14 protein-coding genes and 1 rRNA gene are annotated in these 17503 nt (G+C 46.4%); 6 read left to right on the top strand and 9 right to left on the bottom strand.

Annotated elements, in window-relative coordinates; genetic code table 11:
- Both JMA39_RS16935 and JMA39_RS16930 read right to left on the bottom strand, forming a co-directional pair.
- Positions 1–116: ribosomal RNA gene (locus tag JMA39_RS16935) — 16S ribosomal RNA — on the bottom strand; the annotation flags it as partial.
- 931 nt (positions 117–1047) lie between these two features.
- The gene (locus JMA39_RS16930; RefSeq protein WP_202723039.1) at positions 1048–2094 is read right to left on the bottom strand and encodes a polysaccharide deacetylase family protein; all 1047 of its coding nucleotides are present in this window, start codon (positions 2092–2094) and stop codon (positions 1048–1050) included.
- Positions 2095–2112: 18 nt separating this feature from the next.
- Here JMA39_RS16930 and JMA39_RS16925 point away from each other — a divergent pair, with 18 nt between their 5' ends.
- Complete coding sequence (locus tag JMA39_RS16925) at positions 2113–3444, top strand: MATE family efflux transporter (RefSeq protein ID WP_202723038.1); 1332 nt, start codon at positions 2113–2115, stop codon at positions 3442–3444.
- Between the two features lie 71 nt (positions 3445–3515).
- Here the strand turns inward: JMA39_RS16925 and nfuA are convergent, their stop codons facing one another.
- Positions 3516–4094 (bottom strand): Fe-S biogenesis protein NfuA, encoded by a 579-nt coding sequence (gene nfuA / locus JMA39_RS16920; protein ID WP_202723037.1) that lies wholly within the window; start codon positions 4092–4094, stop codon positions 3516–3518.
- Between the two features lie 209 nt (positions 4095–4303).
- Between nfuA and JMA39_RS16915 the strand changes: the two genes are divergently transcribed.
- Entirely contained in the window at positions 4304–6844 is a 2541-nt protein-coding gene (locus tag JMA39_RS16915) for a M14 family zinc carboxypeptidase (protein WP_202723036.1), read from the top strand.
- Between the two features lie 10 nt (positions 6845–6854).
- Here JMA39_RS16915 and JMA39_RS16910 read toward each other — a convergent pair whose 3' ends face one another.
- Positions 6855–7601: a ComF family protein gene (locus tag JMA39_RS16910; protein ID WP_237732876.1), complete on the bottom strand. Its 747-nt coding sequence runs from the start codon at positions 7599–7601 to the stop codon at positions 6855–6857.
- 21 nt (positions 7602–7622) lie between these two features.
- Between JMA39_RS16910 and bioH the strand changes: the two genes are divergently transcribed.
- Positions 7623–8390, top strand: coding sequence for a pimeloyl-ACP methyl ester esterase BioH (gene bioH, locus JMA39_RS16905; RefSeq protein ID WP_202723034.1), 768 nt, complete (start codon positions 7623–7625; stop codon positions 8388–8390).
- Positions 8391–8509: 119 nt separating this feature from the next.
- Complete coding sequence (locus tag JMA39_RS16900; RefSeq protein ID WP_202723033.1) at positions 8510–9007, top strand: hypothetical protein; 498 nt, start codon at positions 8510–8512, stop codon at positions 9005–9007.
- A 53-nt stretch (positions 9008–9060) separates the two neighbouring features.
- On the opposite strand, the gene JMA39_RS16895 is transcribed toward JMA39_RS16900, so the two are convergent.
- Positions 9061–11418, bottom strand: coding sequence for a Tex family protein (locus JMA39_RS16895; RefSeq protein ID WP_202723032.1), 2358 nt, complete (start codon positions 11416–11418; stop codon positions 9061–9063).
- 164 nt (positions 11419–11582) lie between these two features.
- Complete coding sequence (gene greB / locus JMA39_RS16890) at positions 11583–12062, bottom strand: transcription elongation factor GreB (protein ID WP_202723031.1); 480 nt, start codon at positions 12060–12062, stop codon at positions 11583–11585.
- 336 nt (positions 12063–12398) lie between these two features.
- On the opposite strand from greB, the gene ompR reads away from it, so the two are divergent.
- Positions 12399–13124, top strand: coding sequence for an osmolarity response regulator transcription factor OmpR (gene ompR / locus JMA39_RS16885; RefSeq protein ID WP_202723030.1), 726 nt, complete (start codon positions 12399–12401; stop codon positions 13122–13124).
- Between the two features lie 16 nt (positions 13125–13140).
- A complete protein-coding gene (gene envZ / locus JMA39_RS16880) occupies positions 13141–14463 on the top strand; it encodes a two-component system sensor histidine kinase EnvZ (RefSeq protein WP_202723029.1) in 1323 nt (440 codons plus the stop codon).
- A 127-nt stretch (positions 14464–14590) separates the two neighbouring features.
- On the opposite strand, the gene JMA39_RS16875 is transcribed toward envZ, so the two are convergent.
- The 3 genes from JMA39_RS16875 to caiE form a co-directional block, all read right to left on the bottom strand.
- On the bottom strand, positions 14591–15481 hold the full coding sequence (locus tag JMA39_RS16875) for a LysR substrate-binding domain-containing protein (protein WP_202723028.1): 891 nt from the start codon (positions 15479–15481) through the stop codon (positions 14591–14593).
- A 182-nt stretch (positions 15482–15663) separates the two neighbouring features.
- The gene (locus JMA39_RS16870) at positions 15664–16611 is read right to left on the bottom strand and encodes an alpha/beta hydrolase (protein ID WP_202723027.1); all 948 of its coding nucleotides are present in this window, start codon (positions 16609–16611) and stop codon (positions 15664–15666) included.
- 156 nt (positions 16612–16767) lie between these two features.
- Positions 16768–17376 (bottom strand): carnitine operon protein CaiE, encoded by a 609-nt coding sequence (caiE, locus tag JMA39_RS16865; RefSeq protein WP_202723026.1) that lies wholly within the window; start codon positions 17374–17376, stop codon positions 16768–16770.
- Positions 17377–17503: the final 127 nt, after the last annotated feature.

The following is a 17503-nucleotide window of genomic DNA, read 5'->3' as shown; positions in this document are numbered from 1 at the left end:
TCACCCGTCCGCCGCTCGTCACCTCAGGAGCAAGCTCCCTTGTGTTACCGCTCGACTTGCATGTGTTAGGCCTGCCGCCAGCGTTCAATCTGAGCCATGATCAAACTCTTCAATTAAAGTTTTTTTGCTTCACCTCGAAAGGGTCAGCGGCTCAACGAATTCTGTATTACATATTGCTATGAACACTCATTCATTAAGTAAATTTTTGACTGCTTCGTTAGAAGACAGTTTCGAATAACTTAATCTCTGTGAGTGTCCACACAGATTTGCTTGTCATATTGTTAAAGAGCGTGAAGTCGTCTTTCAGACTTCGCCTTAGACGCTTAGGTCGTTTGGCTGAGGAGGCGTATTCTACACTTCCCGTTGTCGGCGTCAAGCGCTTATTTTAAGAAGTTTTTCAAGTGATGATTCTTTATACAAGGCACATCTAATGAAGCTCTTAAAGCGATTGTCACCAGATTCAAATCTCTTTCGATTTTTGAATCCCTAACACCGCTGCAAGTCCCGTTCTATCTAGCGTTTACGCTGGGTAGTTGGCCTGCTGTGCCGTGTCAGTGGATGCGCATTATAGGGAGATTCGAGGCGAGCGCAAGTGCTTTTTGAAAGAAAAATACATTTAATTTTTATACCTTTACTAAGCACAACCCGCAAACAACTTACCCACAGAGTTACCCACAAAACATGATAAAACTTACGTAACAGTACATAACCTACAGCGCTAAAAGCGTATCAAAGCCCCTTAGTGAGCAAACTAAACCATTACTAGACGCTTAAAAACCTAAAGATCAAACCAGATACATACAGATCTCAATGTCCGATGGCAGGGATGACGAGTAAAAACTCTCATCGAAGATAAATGAAATACTAAAACAGTAGGTTTGCTATATATAAGTATAAGAGTCACTAACCTTATATATGAAACAGCCATACTTAAGTTTTAAGGTAAACACGCCAAGCAAGTATTAATAAAAAGCCAGTAGCGAAAATAAAACTGGCTACTGGCTTTTGGAAGAAACGAAACACCTTTATATAAGATAAGAGGAATAACTATTCAGCAATCCACTGACCGTTAGATTTCGGTCGAACCCAAGGTTGCGAGAACCAGTAATAACTCCCCTTACTCTTGCTCGGAGCCGTACAGTTATAACGTGAACGCCCTGCGGGCAGATCCAGCTCCGCCTGAATGCTGAACTCATTGTCAGAGATCCAGTTTGGCTTCTTAGCCCCTTGTCCCTGAATAAAGCACATCAGCTGCGAGGCATTTATATCACTCATATCCAGCGTTACCTTAATCTCTGGGCGCCATTGACCTTGAGCCAACTCAGGATTGCTATTAGTTTGAGCCAATACTGGCATGTTCAAACTATGCAGCTTTACCTTAAGACTATTAAGATCAGCATAGACGCCTGCAACAGGAAAACGAGGTAATGCAGTTAGCGGCGAGTATGGACCTGCAGCACCGGACTGTTGACCGAAAGCCACAAAACCGTGCTTTTCAAGCATATCTTCAATTTGCTGGTTGTACTCACCATAAGGGTAAGCCAGCATTTTCAGATTCTGACCAGTGGCCTTTGCTATCTCATTTTCTGTTCGTAGGATATTACTCTCGATACGCGCTAACCATTGCGCATCGGTTTCTCCCGTCAACTTACGAATAAGATGCTCATGCCCCCAACTGTGATTGGCAATTTCTGCCCCCTCTTCAGATAAAGTAATCAGCTGCTGCCAACTCATCATTTCACCATACTCTTTTAGAATAGGCTCCACCGAGACAAAAAGGGTGTAGGGGAATTTATATTGCTTTAAAATGGGGTGCGCTGTATTAGCAATACTGCGATAACCATCATCGAAGGTAATCGCTATCGTTTTTGCAGGCAGCGCTTTCTTAGCCTTAATTGACTCCACCACAGTTGAAAGTGGCACTACATTGAAGTTGTTTTCCGCCAGGTACTGCATCTGCTCTTTAAATTGAGCAGGGGTAACACTGGTGATCGCTGGCGTACTATCCGAAACATGATGATACTGTAATATCACCGTCGCGTGAGCCGAAAAACCTGTCAGCGCGAGTAGCGCTAGCAACACGTTTTTAACCATAAATATTAGACCTCTAGAATGATTGCCTTATTGTTAAACCCACAAAAAAATCGACAACTACTTGCCCTAGCACTGCCGATGATCTTATCAAATATCACTGTGCCATTGCTGGGACTGGTCGATACCGCCGTTGTTGGACACCTTAGTAACGCCTATTATTTAGGCGGTGTGGCAGTTGGGTCAACGATTATAACCCTAATTTTGTGGTTACTAGGATTTTTACGCATGGCGACGACTGGATTAGTCGCCCAAGCTTATGGCGCAAACGACACCCAGCAACAATTTAAACTCTTGGTACAAGCTGCAAGTCTAGCACTACTGTTTGGTATTGCCGCCATCGCGCTGCAGCTCCCTATTGTTAATTTAGCGATGGCGATGTCTGATGCCAGTGTCGAAGTCGAGCGCTATTGTAGAGAGTATTTCCAGATCAGGATCTGGTCGACCCCATTTGCGTTGATGAACTTAGTCCTCCTCGGCTGGCTACTCGGTAGACAGCAACCTAAAGCCGCTATGTGGCAGCTTATTGTCGCAAACCTAGTCAATATCGTATTAGACGTTGTCTTCGTACTCGGTCTTGGCTGGGGCGTAAAAGGTGCGGCGATTGCATCGGTATTTGCCGATATCGCAGGCTTTTTAGTGGCGTTGACTATGGTGCGTGCTCAGCTATGCAAACTAGGCGACTTTAAGTTGATTCAGATAGCCAAGCAGCTGTCGCTACAAAGTTATGCCAAGCTGATGAGCCTAAACACAGATATCTTTATTCGTAGTCTTTGTCTGCAGCTGTCATTTGCCTTTATGACCTTCTACGGCGCAGGCTTAGGCGATAACACTGTTGCCGCCAATGCGGTACTACTCAACTTACTGCTTCTTATCTCTTATGCCCTCGATGGTATCGCTTATTACGCGGAGGCCGAGGTAGGTCGCGCTCATGGTCAGAAAAATAGCCGCTTAATGCAGGAATCGGTGACACTAGCTTGGGCTTGGTCGGCCATCGCCGCACTGGGCTTTACGCTGTTCTTCGCGCTAGCGGGCTCGCAGATCATTACTATGCTCACCAGTATCAGTGAGGTACAAGCCGTTGCCGAACAATACCTGATCTGGGTGATATTCCTGCCTCTACTTGCCTTTGGCTCCTACCTTTTTGATGGCGTCTATATTGGTGCAGCGCAGGGAAAGGTGATGCGTAATAGTATGATCTTATCGACCTTTGGCGTGTTTTTCCCAGTCTGGTATCTACTAGAGCCACAGGGAAACTTTGCTTTATGGGCGGCCATGAGCTGCTTTATGCTGGCACGAAGTGCCTCACTAACATTGCATTACTACTTTAAGCTCAGACTCGTATTAGATTAATCATAGCCTATGCTTCAAGCATAAAAAACGCGACCAATTGGTCGCGTTTTTATATCAATCATGTACCAAGATTACTGGTAAGAGTGAGCACCGTGCTGGTGCTCAGTCACATCTTTAACGCCAGTTAGTTCACCTGGGAACTGCTCTAAAAGTTGCTTCTCGATACCATCTTTTAGCGTCACATCAACCATTGAACAACCATTACAGCCGCCACCAAATTGAAGAACTGCAATACCGTCTTCGGTGATCTCTACTAGCATGATGTTACCACCATGGCTTGCAAGTTGCGGGTTGATCTCAGCCTGGATCATGTATTCGATACGCTCAGTTAGTGGCGCATCGTCAGAGACTTTACGCATCTTAGCGTTTGGCGCCTTAAGCGTTAGCTGAGAACCAAGTTGGTCTGTCACATAGTCGATGCTAGCTTCTTCTAGGAAAGGAGCGCTTTTCTCGTCAACCATGGCGCTAAAACCATTAAACTCAAACTCTGTATCATCTGCTTCAACGGCATCGGGTGGGCAATATGAAACACCACACTCAGCCTGAGCTGTGCCAGGGCTGATAACGAATACTCGAATGTGGGTTCCTTCAGGCTGATCTGATAACAATTTAACAAAATGCGCCTGAGCTGCTTCGGAAATGGTAATCATGAAAACATGCTCCGTCAGGAGTAAACCTGAGTGTTTTAGTAAGAATTAGCCCTATAATACTCTTACTCAGCACTCCTTTGTAGCCCCTATCACTCACAGTTTAAGAATAAATACCATTCAGATCACAGTTTTTTATCTTATCAGGCTGTGGTTTTGTCAACGCCGAGCTGCTAATTTAATAACAATATTATAAATATAATGAAAACCCCATGCTCAGAATCTGCCTTGTTTCTTTATGCGCTTTTTTATTGTCATGCTCTTTTTTTGCAGAAGCGAAGAAGACGCGTTTAACAGACAGCCCCTTATATGGCGTGAGCACAGTTAGTCCAGAGGAGTTCTTAGGCTACCCCCTTGGAGAGCGCTTACTGCGCCACGATCAAATCAATTACTATCTCAAAGAGATCGCCAAACAAAACCCCAGGGTATCGCTTGAAAACACTGGGAAAAGTCATGAGGCTAGACAGCAATTAACTGCCGTTATCACCTCTGTAGAAAACCAAAAAAAATTAGATGAGATCTTAGCCCAGCGTCAGCAGATCAAATACTTGGGTAAACAAGGTGGGCCGCTGATTATCTGGTTAGCTTATTCTATCCATGGTGATGAGATCAGCGGTGCCCATAGCGCACTAAAACTTAGCCATATGCTAGCCACTAGCGAAGATAAGTGGGTCAATGAGCTACTCGAACAAGCGGTGATTCTTATCACTCCGAGCCAAAACCCCGATGGACTAGACCGCTTTTCAACTTGGGCCAATGGCTATGCTGGCAAAGTCGTTGTTAGCGACCCTAACCATAAAGAACATAAGCAGGGCTGGCCGACAGGTCGAAGCAACCATTATTTTGCCGATCTCAATCGCGATTGGCTGTTCCTACGTCACCCTGAATCTCGAGGTCGCGTTGCCCTATTTCATCGCTGGCAACCCCACTATGTAGGCGACTTTCATGAGATGGGCCATAACTACAGCTACTTTTTTCAGCCTGGTGTTCCTGAGCGAACCCATCCACTTACTCCAGCAGGTAATCAGAAGTTAACCGCAAAACTCGCTGCCTATCACCAAGCGGCACTCGATGATAAAAAGCAGAGCTACTTTAGTCGGCAACTATTCGATGACTTCTTCTATGGTAAAGGCTCCACCTACCCCGATATCAATGGCGCAATTGGCGTGCTGTTTGAACAAGCTAGTGCTCGAGGACAGCAACAAGACTCAATCAATGGTGTAGTTCATTTTCAAGAAGCGATAGACAACCAATATGCGACTTCCATCTCCAGCCTTAAGGGCGCTTTAGCATTAAAGTCTGAATTGGAGCAGTACCAAGCTGAGTTTTTTAAGGGAAAACATCAAAAAGCGATGCGGAAAAAGCCTCGTCAAGCAGGACTACTGCTCAGTACTAACAATGACCCCAGCAGAATTCGAGCGCTCACCAACCTACTCAGCCAACACCAAATCGAATACTACTACCTCACCAACAAACTCACTCAAGGTGGCATAGATTTTGATGTCGATAGCAGTATTTTTATCCCTAACAAGCAGGCGCAAAGCGCACTACTTAGTGCCATGTTTGACGACAGAACCGAATTTATCGACCCGACCTTTTATGATATATCTACCTGGAATCTACAACACGCATTCAACCTATCGCTGCGCCGTAATGTCAAACTAGAGCTTAGCGTTTTAAGCCAAACTCCAGCTCCGTTTTCTGCGCCAACATGGAGTGATGATGCGGTCGCTCTACTCATCGACTGGCGCGATAGCCAAGCGGCTGTATTACTGCAACAGCTACTCAACCAAGGAGTAAAGGTTAAGTTTGCCGCCACGGCATTCAGCATCAAGGGCAACGATGGCGAGCTGGATTTTGCTTCTGGTACCCTACAAATACCGCTCAAGCAGGATAACTTTTCGGCGAGTGAAATAAGCCTGCGCGTAAAACAGTTAGCCCAAGAGTTTAAGGTCGATGTCATCGCGACCAATACCAGCGGCGCAACTAAAGGGATAGATCTTGGTAGCCCTGACTTTAAGCTTATCAAGCCTATTAGACCTCTGATTGTAAGTGGAAAAGGCACCTCTATCGCCGAAGTCGGTCAGCTGTGGTACTACTTAGACAATACCCTAGGTATCGCCACCACACTTGTTGATCTCAACAGCCTATCCTCAATAACACTATCAGATTACAGCCATGTATTACTGGCTGATGGTAACTACCAAAACTTAAGCGATCGCTTTGCTCGTAAACTTGGACAGTTTGCCTCTGAAGGTGGGGTGGTGATTGCACAAAAAGGTGCACTGAACTGGTTAAGTGACTCCAACTTACTCAATACCGACCTTCGCAGTGATCGTTTTTATAAGCAGCTGTTTAATGCCGATGGACTGTCCTTCGAGCAGCAATCAGACTTCAAAGCCAAACAGCAGATTGGCGGCGCGATTGTCGAGCTAAAGTTAGATACTAGCCACCCTATCAGCTTTGGGCTTAATGGTGATCGTCTGCCAGTGATGAAAAACAAAGTATTAGGCTTCTCACAGAGTACTAAAGCCTTTTCGGTCGCGGGGAACTATGCCTCTCAACCGCTATTGAGTGGCTATCTGGCTAAAGAGTACCAGAGCAGCTTCAGTGATTCGCCTGCGATTATTATCGAGTCACGTAACAAGGGCGCCGTGGTAGCGCTAGCCGACAACTTGCTGTTTAGAAATATTTGGCTTGGGGCAGAGAAAGCCTACGCCAATGCGCTCTACTTCATTCCGGCGCTGCACTGATATCAATTAGCTATTTTCCCGGTGCCTCGGCTCTCGCAAGGCACCAGACTTGCACTTGAGTATGCTTTTGCTGCAACAGTTTCGCGATCTCATCTACCGTGGTGCCCGTGGTTACCACATCATCAATTAATGCCACTCGTTGCCAGTTAAAATCAGTAGAGAGAGTGAAGGCTCCTTTAAGGTTTTTCCGCCGTAACTTCCCCGACAACCCAGCTTGCGGCTGAGTCTCTATCACTCTAAGCAACACATTATCAATAAGGGGAATATCCAAACGCTTAGCCAGTGCCTGAGCGATAAGCCAAGCTTGATTAAAGCCGCGTTGTTGCAATCTTTTTTTATGTAGCGGCACCGCAATCAACACCTGCGGCAGTTGAATGAACCCTAAAGACTCTAGATATAGAATGCGCTGCACTAGCGCATCGACCAACACATCGATCACCGCAAACTGTGCCTGATACTTTATCTGTCCAATCCAGTGACCTAGACCTTGATGATAACTACAGGGGGAAATAACGATTAAGGGGGGCGATGCCATGCAGTGGCCACAAAAAGCCATTAGCACAGGGATCTCAACGCCACACCCTAAACAGATTGGCGTTTGATAGCGACAGGCATGCAGGCACACACTGCAGACCCCTCGATTGCTAGACTCAATCTGTTGATGGCACATTAAACAGCGATTGGGTAAAATTGCTGCCAGCCACCGAGTCCAAGGTGTTTTCTTGATAATGAAGTCCTTTTCATTGTTGAGTTCCAACGTTAACCCACGAGGCATAAAATGAGTCTAACCAAGCTACATATCGAATCTATCGGTCAAGGGCCTGATCTGGTGATGCTTCACGGCTGGGGGGTTAACAGCGCCGTATTTACTCCACTGCAAGGCGCATTAACTAAGTATAGGGTTCACTTCGTAGACCTGCCGGGATTTGGTGATAGCCAAGCCGTTGAGGGAGATATCCACGACTGGCTGAATGCTATCTTGGAGGTCGTGCCACAACAGGCAATCTGGACAGGTTGGTCTTTGGGTGGATTAGTGGCAACCCTTGCGGCCATACATCATCCGCAGCGCGTCTCAGCCTTGTGTACCATAGCGTCATCACCCTGCTTTATGGCGACTGAGGAGTGGCCGGGGATCCCGGAAAATGTGTTAAGCCAATTTGCGCAACAGCTGACTCACGATCTCGATAAGACCATCGAGCGATTTCTTGCGATTCAGGCGATGGGAAGCGCGACGGCCAAGGGCGATATCAAACAGCTTCGCGAATTAGTCCTAGCTAAACCTAAGGCGCAGCAATCAGCACTCGCTCAAGGTTTAACTATGCTGGAGCGTGTCGATCTACGCAGCCAGCTGCCACAAATCAGCCAACCTTGGCTCAGAATCTGGGGTCGACTAGATGGACTTGTACCTCGTAGAGTCATCAAGACAATGCCACAGCTTAGCCGAAGCCAAGACCTACTACTCAACAAAGCCTCCCACGCACCGTTTATTAGCCATCAGCAGGAGTTTGTCGAAGGCTTTAATCAATGGCTAGATAAACTAGTCTGATAAAAAATTATTTTGTTATTCTAGATTTGCTCAAGATAAAGCTCACGAGTCAATATTGTTAGCTTTATTTTTCACCCCGGATTGGTTAATATTTAATCGAGACTTTATAGGGGAACATTATGTTAGTGGTGACCAACTATCCCAACGTGCCGATTGCAACATCTAATGCTGCAACCGATTCTGCGCGCACGGATGGTCAACAGCGCCCCCCCATTATCCCCCCGCAGCAAGCAACTAAAGGGCACGAAGAGCGCGCCTTTAATCCACAACATGAACGCACCGCCGAGCACGCCCAAAGCCAAGCTAAGCTGCGCGAGTCTGTGCAACAGAAGCAACAGGGACACTCCCAGCAGCAAGAGCAATCGGGTCAAGAAAAGCAGAAACAGGCTGCTGCACTCAACTTAAAACAACTGCTTAGTCAACGTGGTCCACTCAAACGCAGCGATATCAAAATCCCACAACAAGCTGTTGTCAGTAGCGATGTTAAGAGTGAAAACAAACAAACGATGCCCAATGAACCCTTACAGTTTTATCAAGCTTTTGGTGTTCGCATCGAAGCCTTTTACCACCAGCGCACTGAGCCCAATAATCCCCCAGCCTTTTTAGGAACCGCATAAAAAAACCGACAAACTCAGTTGTCGGTTTTTTTGTGTCAGTAAGGCTTAGCGCATTACTTCTTTAACTTGGCAAACGCATCGGCGAAAGCATTGCCCATAGCAGCATTGGCAGGCTGTTTTGGCTTATGGCTCTTTTGCTGACCGCGCGGCTGATTAGCGCCTTTAGCATTACCGCCCTTATTTGAACTTGCTTTGTTATGAGCTGGACGTGGTGCGCTCTTAGGCGCATCGCCAGCCTTGTCATCTAGACGCATGCTCAAACCGATACGGCGACGTTCGGCATCAACTTCCATCACCTTAACTTTAACGATGTCACCAGCCTTCACCACTTTATGTGGATCATCGATAAACTTATCGGTCATCGATGAGATATGTACCAAACCATCTTGATGAACGCCCACATCGACGAAGGCACCAAAATTAGTCACGTTAGTAACGACACCTTCTAAGATCATATCCAGCTGCAGATCTTTTATCTCTTCAACGCCCTCTTTAAAGGTCGCCGTCTTAAACTCACCACGAGGATCGCGTCCAGGCTTATCTAGTTCAGCCAGAATATCGGTGACTGTCGGTAGGCCAAACTCACTAGTAATAAAATCTTTCGCTTCTAGTGCCTTAAGCAGCTCAGCGTTACCCACTAACTCGGCAACTGAAATACCTTTAGCGCTCGCAATCGACTCAACTAAAGAGTAAGCCTCTGGGTGCACAGAAGAGCCATCTAGCGGATTGTCACCATCGTTAATACGAAGGAAACCTGCCGCCTGCTCATAAGCTTTAGGTCCGAGACGTGCAACTTTTAGCAGTGCTTTACGGTTGTTAAAACGTCCCTGCTCGTCACGGTGCATCACTATGTTACGCGCTAAGGTTTTATTTAAGCCCGCCACCTGCGCGAGTAGGGCTGCCGACGCCATGTTCACATCGACACCAACACCATTCACACAGTCTTCAACTACGGCTTCTAGGGAACTTGAAAGCTGGCTTTGGCTCACATCGTGCTGATACTGACCCACACCGATAGCCTTAGGCTCAATCTTCACCAGCTCCGCCAATGGATCTTGTAGACGGCGTGCAATCGATACAGCACCTCGAATAGACACATCGATATCCGGAAATTCTTCTGACGCTAGCTCAGATGCCGAATAGACAGAAGCGCCCGCTTCGCTAACCATAATCTTTGTTAACTTAGGTAACTCGGCCTTCACTTGGCTGATCAGATCCGCCGCCAGCTTATCTGTTTCACGAGAAGCTGTACCGTTACCGATAGCAATCAGCTCAACCTTATGCATTTTGGCTAAGTTAGCTAAGGTTCTTACCGACTTATCCCACTGATTTTGCGGCGCATGGGGGAAGATAGTGGTATGCGCAACTAACTTACCCGTATCGTTAACGATAGCCACTTTTACACCAGTACGCAGACCAGGGTCTAAACCTAGAGTCGCCTTGGCACCAGCAGGAGCCGCCATCAATAGATCACCTAAGTTACGGGCAAATACCTTAATCGCTTCTTGCTCGGCGTTATCGCGCATACGGCCAAGAAACTCGGTTTCCATCTGCAGTGCAATCTTGACTTTCCAAGTTGCTGCCACCACGGTTTTGAGCCATGCGTCGACATCACTATCGCCTAAACCTAGCTTAAAGTGGTCGATAATGATCACTTCACAGTAACTCGCTTGCTTAGGTTCCAGAGCTGGGTCAGCGTTAATGCTTAGGCTTAGCATGCCTTCATTACGACCACGCAACATCGCCAACGCACGGTGAGATGGCACCTTGGCAAGTCTTTCTGAATGCTCAAAGTAATCTCTAAACTTAGCGCCCTCTTTCTCTTTGCCTTTGACCATACGGCTTTCAAGCTGGGCATTTTGCTCTAGCTGAACACGAATTTTTTGTAGTAGCTCAGCATCTTCTGCAAAACGCTCCATCAGGATAAAACGCGCGCCATCAAGCACGGCTTTAGCGTCGGCAAAACCTGCTTCGGCATTGATATAGTCTTGCGCGACGGCTTCGCAATCGGCTTGACGATTAGCCAATAGGAAGTCGGCCAATGGTTCGATGCCCGCTTCGATGGCAATCAGGCCTTTAGTACGGCGTTTTGGCTTATAAGGCAGGTAAAGATCTTCTAGACGAGTCTTACTATCAGCTGCATTGATTGCGGCTTTCAGCTCTGGCGTTAACTTACTCTGTGCTTCAATACTCGACAAGATAACGTTACGACGGTCATTAAGATCGCGCAGGTAGCCTAAGCGACTACTCAGCGTACGTAGCTGAATATCATCTAAACCGCCGGTTGCTTCTTTACGGTAACGGGCAATAAACGGCACGGTAGCGCCATCATCGAGTAATGAAATGGTGTCGATAACTTGTTGCTGGCGAACATTAAGTTCTTCAGCGATGAGCTGTGCAATATTTTGCATAAATAGAGGTCGAGCCTAGTTGGTAATCGGTATTTCGCCAAAGATACCACAGCCCATGGCTTTGGTTAATGCTAATGCTTAGACAAATATGCTATTTGAGGGACGAAACCTTGCAGCCTTGATAATCGACTGCAAGTAAAAACGCGGTATGAGGGAGAATGGCCCTATTCAAAGCCCTGATAAGAGATGCGATTGATATACCAGATCTGTTCGCCTGCCGGGGTCTTGATCACAGCTTCATCATCCACCTCTTTTTTCAATAAACCACGAGCCATCGGCGAATCGATAGAGATATAGTCCTTACGGCCAAAGATCTCATCATAGCCCACAATCTTAAACTGCAGTTTGTCACCATCATCATTCTCAATTTCGACCCAAGCACCAAAAAATACCTTGCCCTCTTGTGCTGGCGAGTAGTCGACGACCTGTACATTTTCGAGTGTCTTACGCAGATAACGTACTCGACGGTCGATCTCGCGCAGTTTTCGCTTGTTGAAAGTGTAATCGGCATTTTCACTGCGATCGCCCAAGCTAGCAGCCCAGCTGACAATTTTAGTGATCTCAGGACGGTGCTCGCGCCAAAGGTAATTCAGCTCTTTCTGCAGTTTTTCGAAACCTTCACGGGTGACGATTGCGGTTCTCATAGGTTCTACTTTTAAAGGGGATGGTCAAAATTCACTGACAAAAATAATAACATATATCTAGCGAAGCTTAGCTAGGACACATTCAGCTTTAAAGATAATAATCACCTTTTTCAATTTGCTTACAATTTAAAGCACAGCTAAAAACATGACATTTTCACTATATATTCATTAACTTAGCCAACATATGACTCAAGCTAATATCAACCTTCTCACCATTGGTGAAAATGCCTGCTAGTCATTAACATATTAAAACAGCTATATTAGAATGAATCACATTCAATATCAGATATTTGCCTACCGATAAGAGGTGGCCGCCGAGTTAAAAGGACCTTAAGCATGGGACAAGAAACCTCAAAAATTCTCGTCGTCGACGATGATATGAGACTAAGGGCATTGTTAGAGCGTTATTTAATGGAGCAAGGCTACCAGGTACGTAGCGCCGCGAATGCCGAGCAGATGGATCGCCTACTCGAGCGCGAAAACTTCCACTTGCTGGTGCTCGATCTTATGCTACCCGGTGAAGATGGGCTCTCTATCTGTCGTCGACTACGCCAAACAGGTAACCCAATCCCTATCGTAATGCTTACCGCGAAGGGAGATGAAGTCGATCGAATCATAGGTCTCGAATTAGGCGCCGACGATTACCTACCTAAGCCATTTAATCCAAGAGAGCTGCTTGCGCGGATTAAAGCCGTTATGCGTCGTCAGACTCAAGATGTACCCGGTGCTCCGACTCAACAAGAGGAAGAGATCACCTTTGGTGAGTTCTCCTTGAATCTTGCGACTCGCGAGATGTACCACGGAGAAGAGAGTATCGCCCTAACCAGTGGCGAATTTGCGGTGCTAAAAGTGCTCGTCAGCCACCCACGGGAACCGCTTTCACGTGACAAGCTGATGAACCTAGCCCGTGGTCGTGACTACTCGGCACTCGAACGCTCAATTGACGTCCAAGTTTCACGTTTGCGCCGCTTGATTGAAAAAGATGCCGCGAACCCACGCTATATTCAAACTGTATGGGGTCTAGGCTATGTGTTTGTGCCTGACGGCCAATCGCGTAAATAGATAAGCTTTTAACTAGATGTCGTTAAACAGACGGTGGTGGCAGCGCTTTTTGCCACGCAGCTCCTTCAGCCAAACAGTGATGTTGATTGGCTGCTTGCTGCTAACCAATCAACTAGTGTCATACATCTCTGTTGCCGTCTACTTCATTAAGCCCAGTTACCAGCAGATCAACCAACTGATAGCCAGACAGGTCAAATTGCTGTTTGTTGGTGGTGTTGATATCGGCCGTGAACATCTCACTATAGTCGATGCCCTTAATGCCAAGGTGCGTGATGACACCATGCACTTTTATAATCAAAAGCAAGCTCGCGAAGCAGGGGTAGACCGCGCCACCTACTATAGTTTTCTCTCTTCACAGATGTCGGAGTACCTTGGCGGCAAAGCCGAAGTACGTATCGCACAAGGCGAGGAATTTGAAATCTGGATCCGTCCGCCTCAAGCTCCCTCAGTGTGGATTAAGGTGCCACTCACAGGGCTCAATGAGAAAAACCTCTCTCCATTGACGTTATATTTAATGGTGATCGGCGCTTTGAGTGTTGCAGGCGGATGGTGGTTTGCTCGCCAACAAAACCGCCCGCTAAGGCGACTACAGCAAGCGGCGACAGCCGTGTCGCGAGGTGACTATCCTGCTCCCCTACCGTTAAGCGGTTCGACCGAAATTGTTGAAGTGACCAATACCTTTAACCAGATGTCTCATAGCATGAAACAGCTGGAGCAAGACAGAGCGCTGCTAATGGCGGGGATCTCCCACGATCTACGCACACCGCTTACCCGTATTCGCTTAGCATCTGAGATGATGGTAGAAGAAGATCAGTACCTTAAAGATGGTATTGTCAGCGATATCGAAGATATGGATGCCATCATCAATCAGTTTATCTCCTATATTCGTCAAGATCAGGAAGGTACTCGGGAGCCCGAGCAGATCAATGATTTAATTCAGGATGTAATCCAGGCTGAATCTAACCGTGAGGGCGAAATAGATTCTGAGTTAGCACAATGCCCTAGCATCCCTATGCAAGGCATTGCCATTAAACGTGTGATCAGCAATCTTGTCGAAAATGCCTATCGCTATGGCAACGGCTGGGTACGGATCAACTCGCAGTTTAATGGTCAGTATGTCGGCTTTAGTGTCGAGGACAATGGCCCTGGGATTGAGGAAGAGCAGATCCCAAAACTGTTCCAGCCTTTTACTCAGGGTGATACTGCCCGCGGCAGTGTTGGTTCGGGATTAGGCCTAGCGATTATCAAACGCATTGTGGATAGGCATCAAGGCAAGGTGATCCTCACCAACCGCAGTGAAGGCGGATTGCATGCTCAGGTCTGGCTGCCGATTGAATAACAGACTACTTGTCTATTATTTCCTATAACTCAAATGTCATAGGCTAGCACAGAGTTTCGAACTACTGACCTCTCGACTGCAGGTACTTAAGGGAGCTTTTAAAGCGAAAAAAGCCCCCAGAAATAAACTAAGATACGCTACTCGCATACTCTTTAATTATCCAATCGACAATCTTGGTTATACGGGCGTCCCGCTTTCTTGAAGACTTATAAGCAATAGAGTAGGTCCAGCCTGTATAGCAATGGGGAAGATTTAGCTTCACAAGATTTCCTGAATCTAACTCTACTTGTAGCGTTTGCTCTAGGCCTAGCACAATCCCCTGTCCAAAAATTGCTGCCTGAACTGCCAGCATATTATGGTTGAAAATAATTTTTCGCTGTAATGGGCCGACTGCGACTTTGTTATATCTGAACCAGCCTTCCCAGTCGACACCATAGTCTTTGTGTTTTGAGTAAAGTAGTGTCTGCTCATGGAAGGTACTCAAGGAGATCTCTGGGTGTTGGCGCAAATATTCAGGGCTACAAAAAGCCACTAGCTTCTCTTCGACTAACGGAGTAATGGTATAACCGTCTTGGCATTCGCGGGTGATAATAAAGATATCGGCGATCATATCGCTCATCTCTACATCATCTTGAAACATGCCAACATTGATGTTGAATTCAGGGTGCTCTTTTCTCAGCTTAGCCATCTTAGGAACTAACCAACGGGCGGCTAAAGAGTTATAAGAATGAACTCGAACCTCGTTAGACATATCAGGCACTAAACTAGCGCATACACTGTTTAAATCATAAAAAACTGGCGCTAGTCTTTGCCTAAGTTCAAGCCCAGATTCAGTCAGAGTAATTTTGCCCGCATTGCGGTGAAACAGCTTTTCTAGGAAATAGTCTTCAAGCAGCTTTATCTGTTGCGAAACCGCGCTCTGAGTGATGCATAACTCATTCGCAGCAAGTGAGCAGCTTTCTAACCTTGCGCACGATTCGAAAACCTGTAACGCCCTTAATGGGATATTATGATTCATTTTTTATATACATAGTTTAAGTGCTTGATGCATGAGATTAGCACAAGGTTTTAAAGTAAAAATGTAACTGTGACCACAATAAAATATGAATTAACGTCCCAAGTGGAAAAGTTAACAGATCTTCGAGCAAACTCACGAAACTGTTTATTTTGCGAACACATACAAAACCAAGTATCAGTCGATCATTCCAAGATCTCTAAAATATCCTGCTTAAGCTCATCGAGAAATTCATCTGCTTGGTCAAATACTCCAAGCATTTTAATAAACCCGTGGATCACGCCATCAAAACAACGGTATTTGACTTTGACACCGCAGCCTTGCAATTCCCGTGCGTAAAGATAACCATCGTCGCACAAAGGATCAAATTCGGCGGTATAGATCAGGGTTGGTGGCAACCCTTTATGACTCTGAGCATTTAGCGGTGAGCAGTATGGGTTTTGTGCATCGGCTTCGCTGCGTAAATAATGCCCCCAGTAATACTTCATACTGGCCTGTTGCAATAAGTAACCTTCAGCATGAGCAATGGCCGATGGGGTCTGCCAACCATACTGCACTGCGGGATAAACTAGAACTTGGAACGCCAATTTAGGCCCCTGTTCGTCACGTAGCCTTAACGTCACCGCCGCCGCTAAATTACCACCAGCACTGTCACCTAAGATACCAATACGGTTTGGATCCAGTCCCAGCAAACTTGCATGCTCGAATATCCATAATGTCGATGCGTAACAATCATCCATCGGAATAGGAAACTTATGTTCTGGTGCTTTTTGATAGTTAATTGCTACGACAACTGAGCCTGTGCGATTGGCAAGTGCTCGACTAAAATGATCGTTAGTTTCGATATTCGATACGACCCAGCCGCTACCATGAATGAAAATGATTGCAGGCTGCGGTTCATCATTGGTACAAACTGTTGGACGATAAATTCGCACAGGAAGATCGGCTGTGGGGCCAGGAATAAAGCTATGCTCAATCGCAGCTACGCTCTCAAGCACTCGCTCTGCCCGCGCTTTGGTCAGTTCATTCATATCGAGACGTCTAGATTCCGCTGGTGTCATATCTTCATAGGCCTTGGCACCGGACTCTCGTACTTGTTGTAAATACAGCGCTACTTTTGGATCTAACGGCATACCACATTCCTTCTCAATCACCGCCCCAACTCAGGGACAACTGCTTAGTATTGCAATAATTAAGTGTGCCGCCTGAGGCGCTAATCGGTTTAAGCCTTATTGGGGTCGCATCCCCCCTTAAACCTTGAGCCCCATGGCTCACTCAGGCGGCATTGATTAATCGACTTTTGCTTGCTGTGCTTTGGGTTGCACTTCGGTCACCCCTTTTAATCTTGGCCTATTCGTTTCTGGCCTTGTTAACGGCGTGACCAATTGCATTGTTTGTGCAGATCGCTGTGCTAAGACTTGATACTCCAGCGTATTAAGTCCTTTCCAGTGCAGATCCTGCTCGGTCACCTCTCGCACTACTTTGGCAGGCTGGCCCATTAACAGCTGTTTAGCCTTACCTTGAAAACCTGCTTTCACAAAACTCATGGCGGCGACAATACTCTCTTCGCCAATGACAGCGCCATCCATCACTACGGCATTCATTCCAACTAAAGCGTTACGTTTGATTACGCAGCCATGTAAAATCGCCCCATGGCCAATATGACCATCAGGCTCAACTACCGTATCCATGTCGCAGTAACCGTGCATGATGCAACCATCTTGAAGATTACTGCCATGCTGTAAGATCAAACGACCATAGTCACCACGCAATGAAGCATTAGGGCCCACATATACCCCAGCCTCAATAATGACATCACCAATGAGTACTGCCGTTGGATGCACATAAGCACTAGGGTCGACAACGGGAATTAATCCTTCAAATTCATAGCAAGGCATAAATTGTTTTACTCTTCATAAATTCACATGATTCACCACTTAGCAATGGCGTCTCCAACATTAAGACGTAACAGCTAAATACTGATCTTGTTAAGCTTTCCACTTATATCGATAGGAGGCGCAGCCT

The organism is Shewanella schlegeliana (genome assembly GCF_016765635.1).
Taxonomy (GTDB): domain Bacteria; phylum Pseudomonadota; class Gammaproteobacteria; order Enterobacterales; family Shewanellaceae; genus Shewanella; species Shewanella schlegeliana.
The sequence above is the reverse complement of the archived record's forward strand: the minus strand, read 5'-3'. Positions and strand labels throughout refer to the sequence as shown.

Bases quoted from the DNA above. Each gene is read 5' to 3' on its own strand.
- JMA39_RS16930 (WP_202723039.1), bottom strand. From the start codon at position 2,094: ATGGTTAAAAACGTGTTGCTAGCGCTACTCGCGCTGACAGGTTTTTCG.
- JMA39_RS16925 (WP_202723038.1), top strand. From the start codon at position 2,113: ATGATTGCCTTATTGTTAAACCCACAAAAAAATCGACAACTACTTGCC.
- nfuA (WP_202723037.1), bottom strand. From the start codon at position 4,094: ATGATTACCATTTCCGAAGCAGCTCAGGCGCATTTTGTTAAATTGTTA.
- JMA39_RS16915 (WP_202723036.1), top strand. From the start codon at position 4,304: ATGCTCAGAATCTGCCTTGTTTCTTTATGCGCTTTTTTATTGTCATGC.
- bioH (WP_202723034.1), top strand. From the start codon at position 7,623: ATGAGTCTAACCAAGCTACATATCGAATCTATCGGTCAAGGGCCTGAT.
- JMA39_RS16900 (WP_202723033.1), top strand. From the start codon at position 8,510: ATGTTAGTGGTGACCAACTATCCCAACGTGCCGATTGCAACATCTAAT.
- JMA39_RS16895 (WP_202723032.1), bottom strand. From the start codon at position 11,418: ATGCAAAATATTGCACAGCTCATCGCTGAAGAACTTAATGTTCGCCAG.
- greB (WP_202723031.1), bottom strand. From the start codon at position 12,062: ATGAGAACCGCAATCGTCACCCGTGAAGGTTTCGAAAAACTGCAGAAA.
- ompR (WP_202723030.1), top strand. From the start codon at position 12,399: ATGGGACAAGAAACCTCAAAAATTCTCGTCGTCGACGATGATATGAGA.
- envZ (WP_202723029.1), top strand. From the start codon at position 13,141: ATGTCGTTAAACAGACGGTGGTGGCAGCGCTTTTTGCCACGCAGCTCC.
- JMA39_RS16875 (WP_202723028.1), bottom strand. From the start codon at position 15,481: ATGAATCATAATATCCCATTAAGGGCGTTACAGGTTTTCGAATCGTGC.
- JMA39_RS16870 (WP_202723027.1), bottom strand. From the start codon at position 16,611: ATGCCGTTAGATCCAAAAGTAGCGCTGTATTTACAACAAGTACGAGAG.
- caiE (WP_202723026.1), bottom strand. From the start codon at position 17,376: ATGCCTTGCTATGAATTTGAAGGATTAATTCCCGTTGTCGACCCTAGT.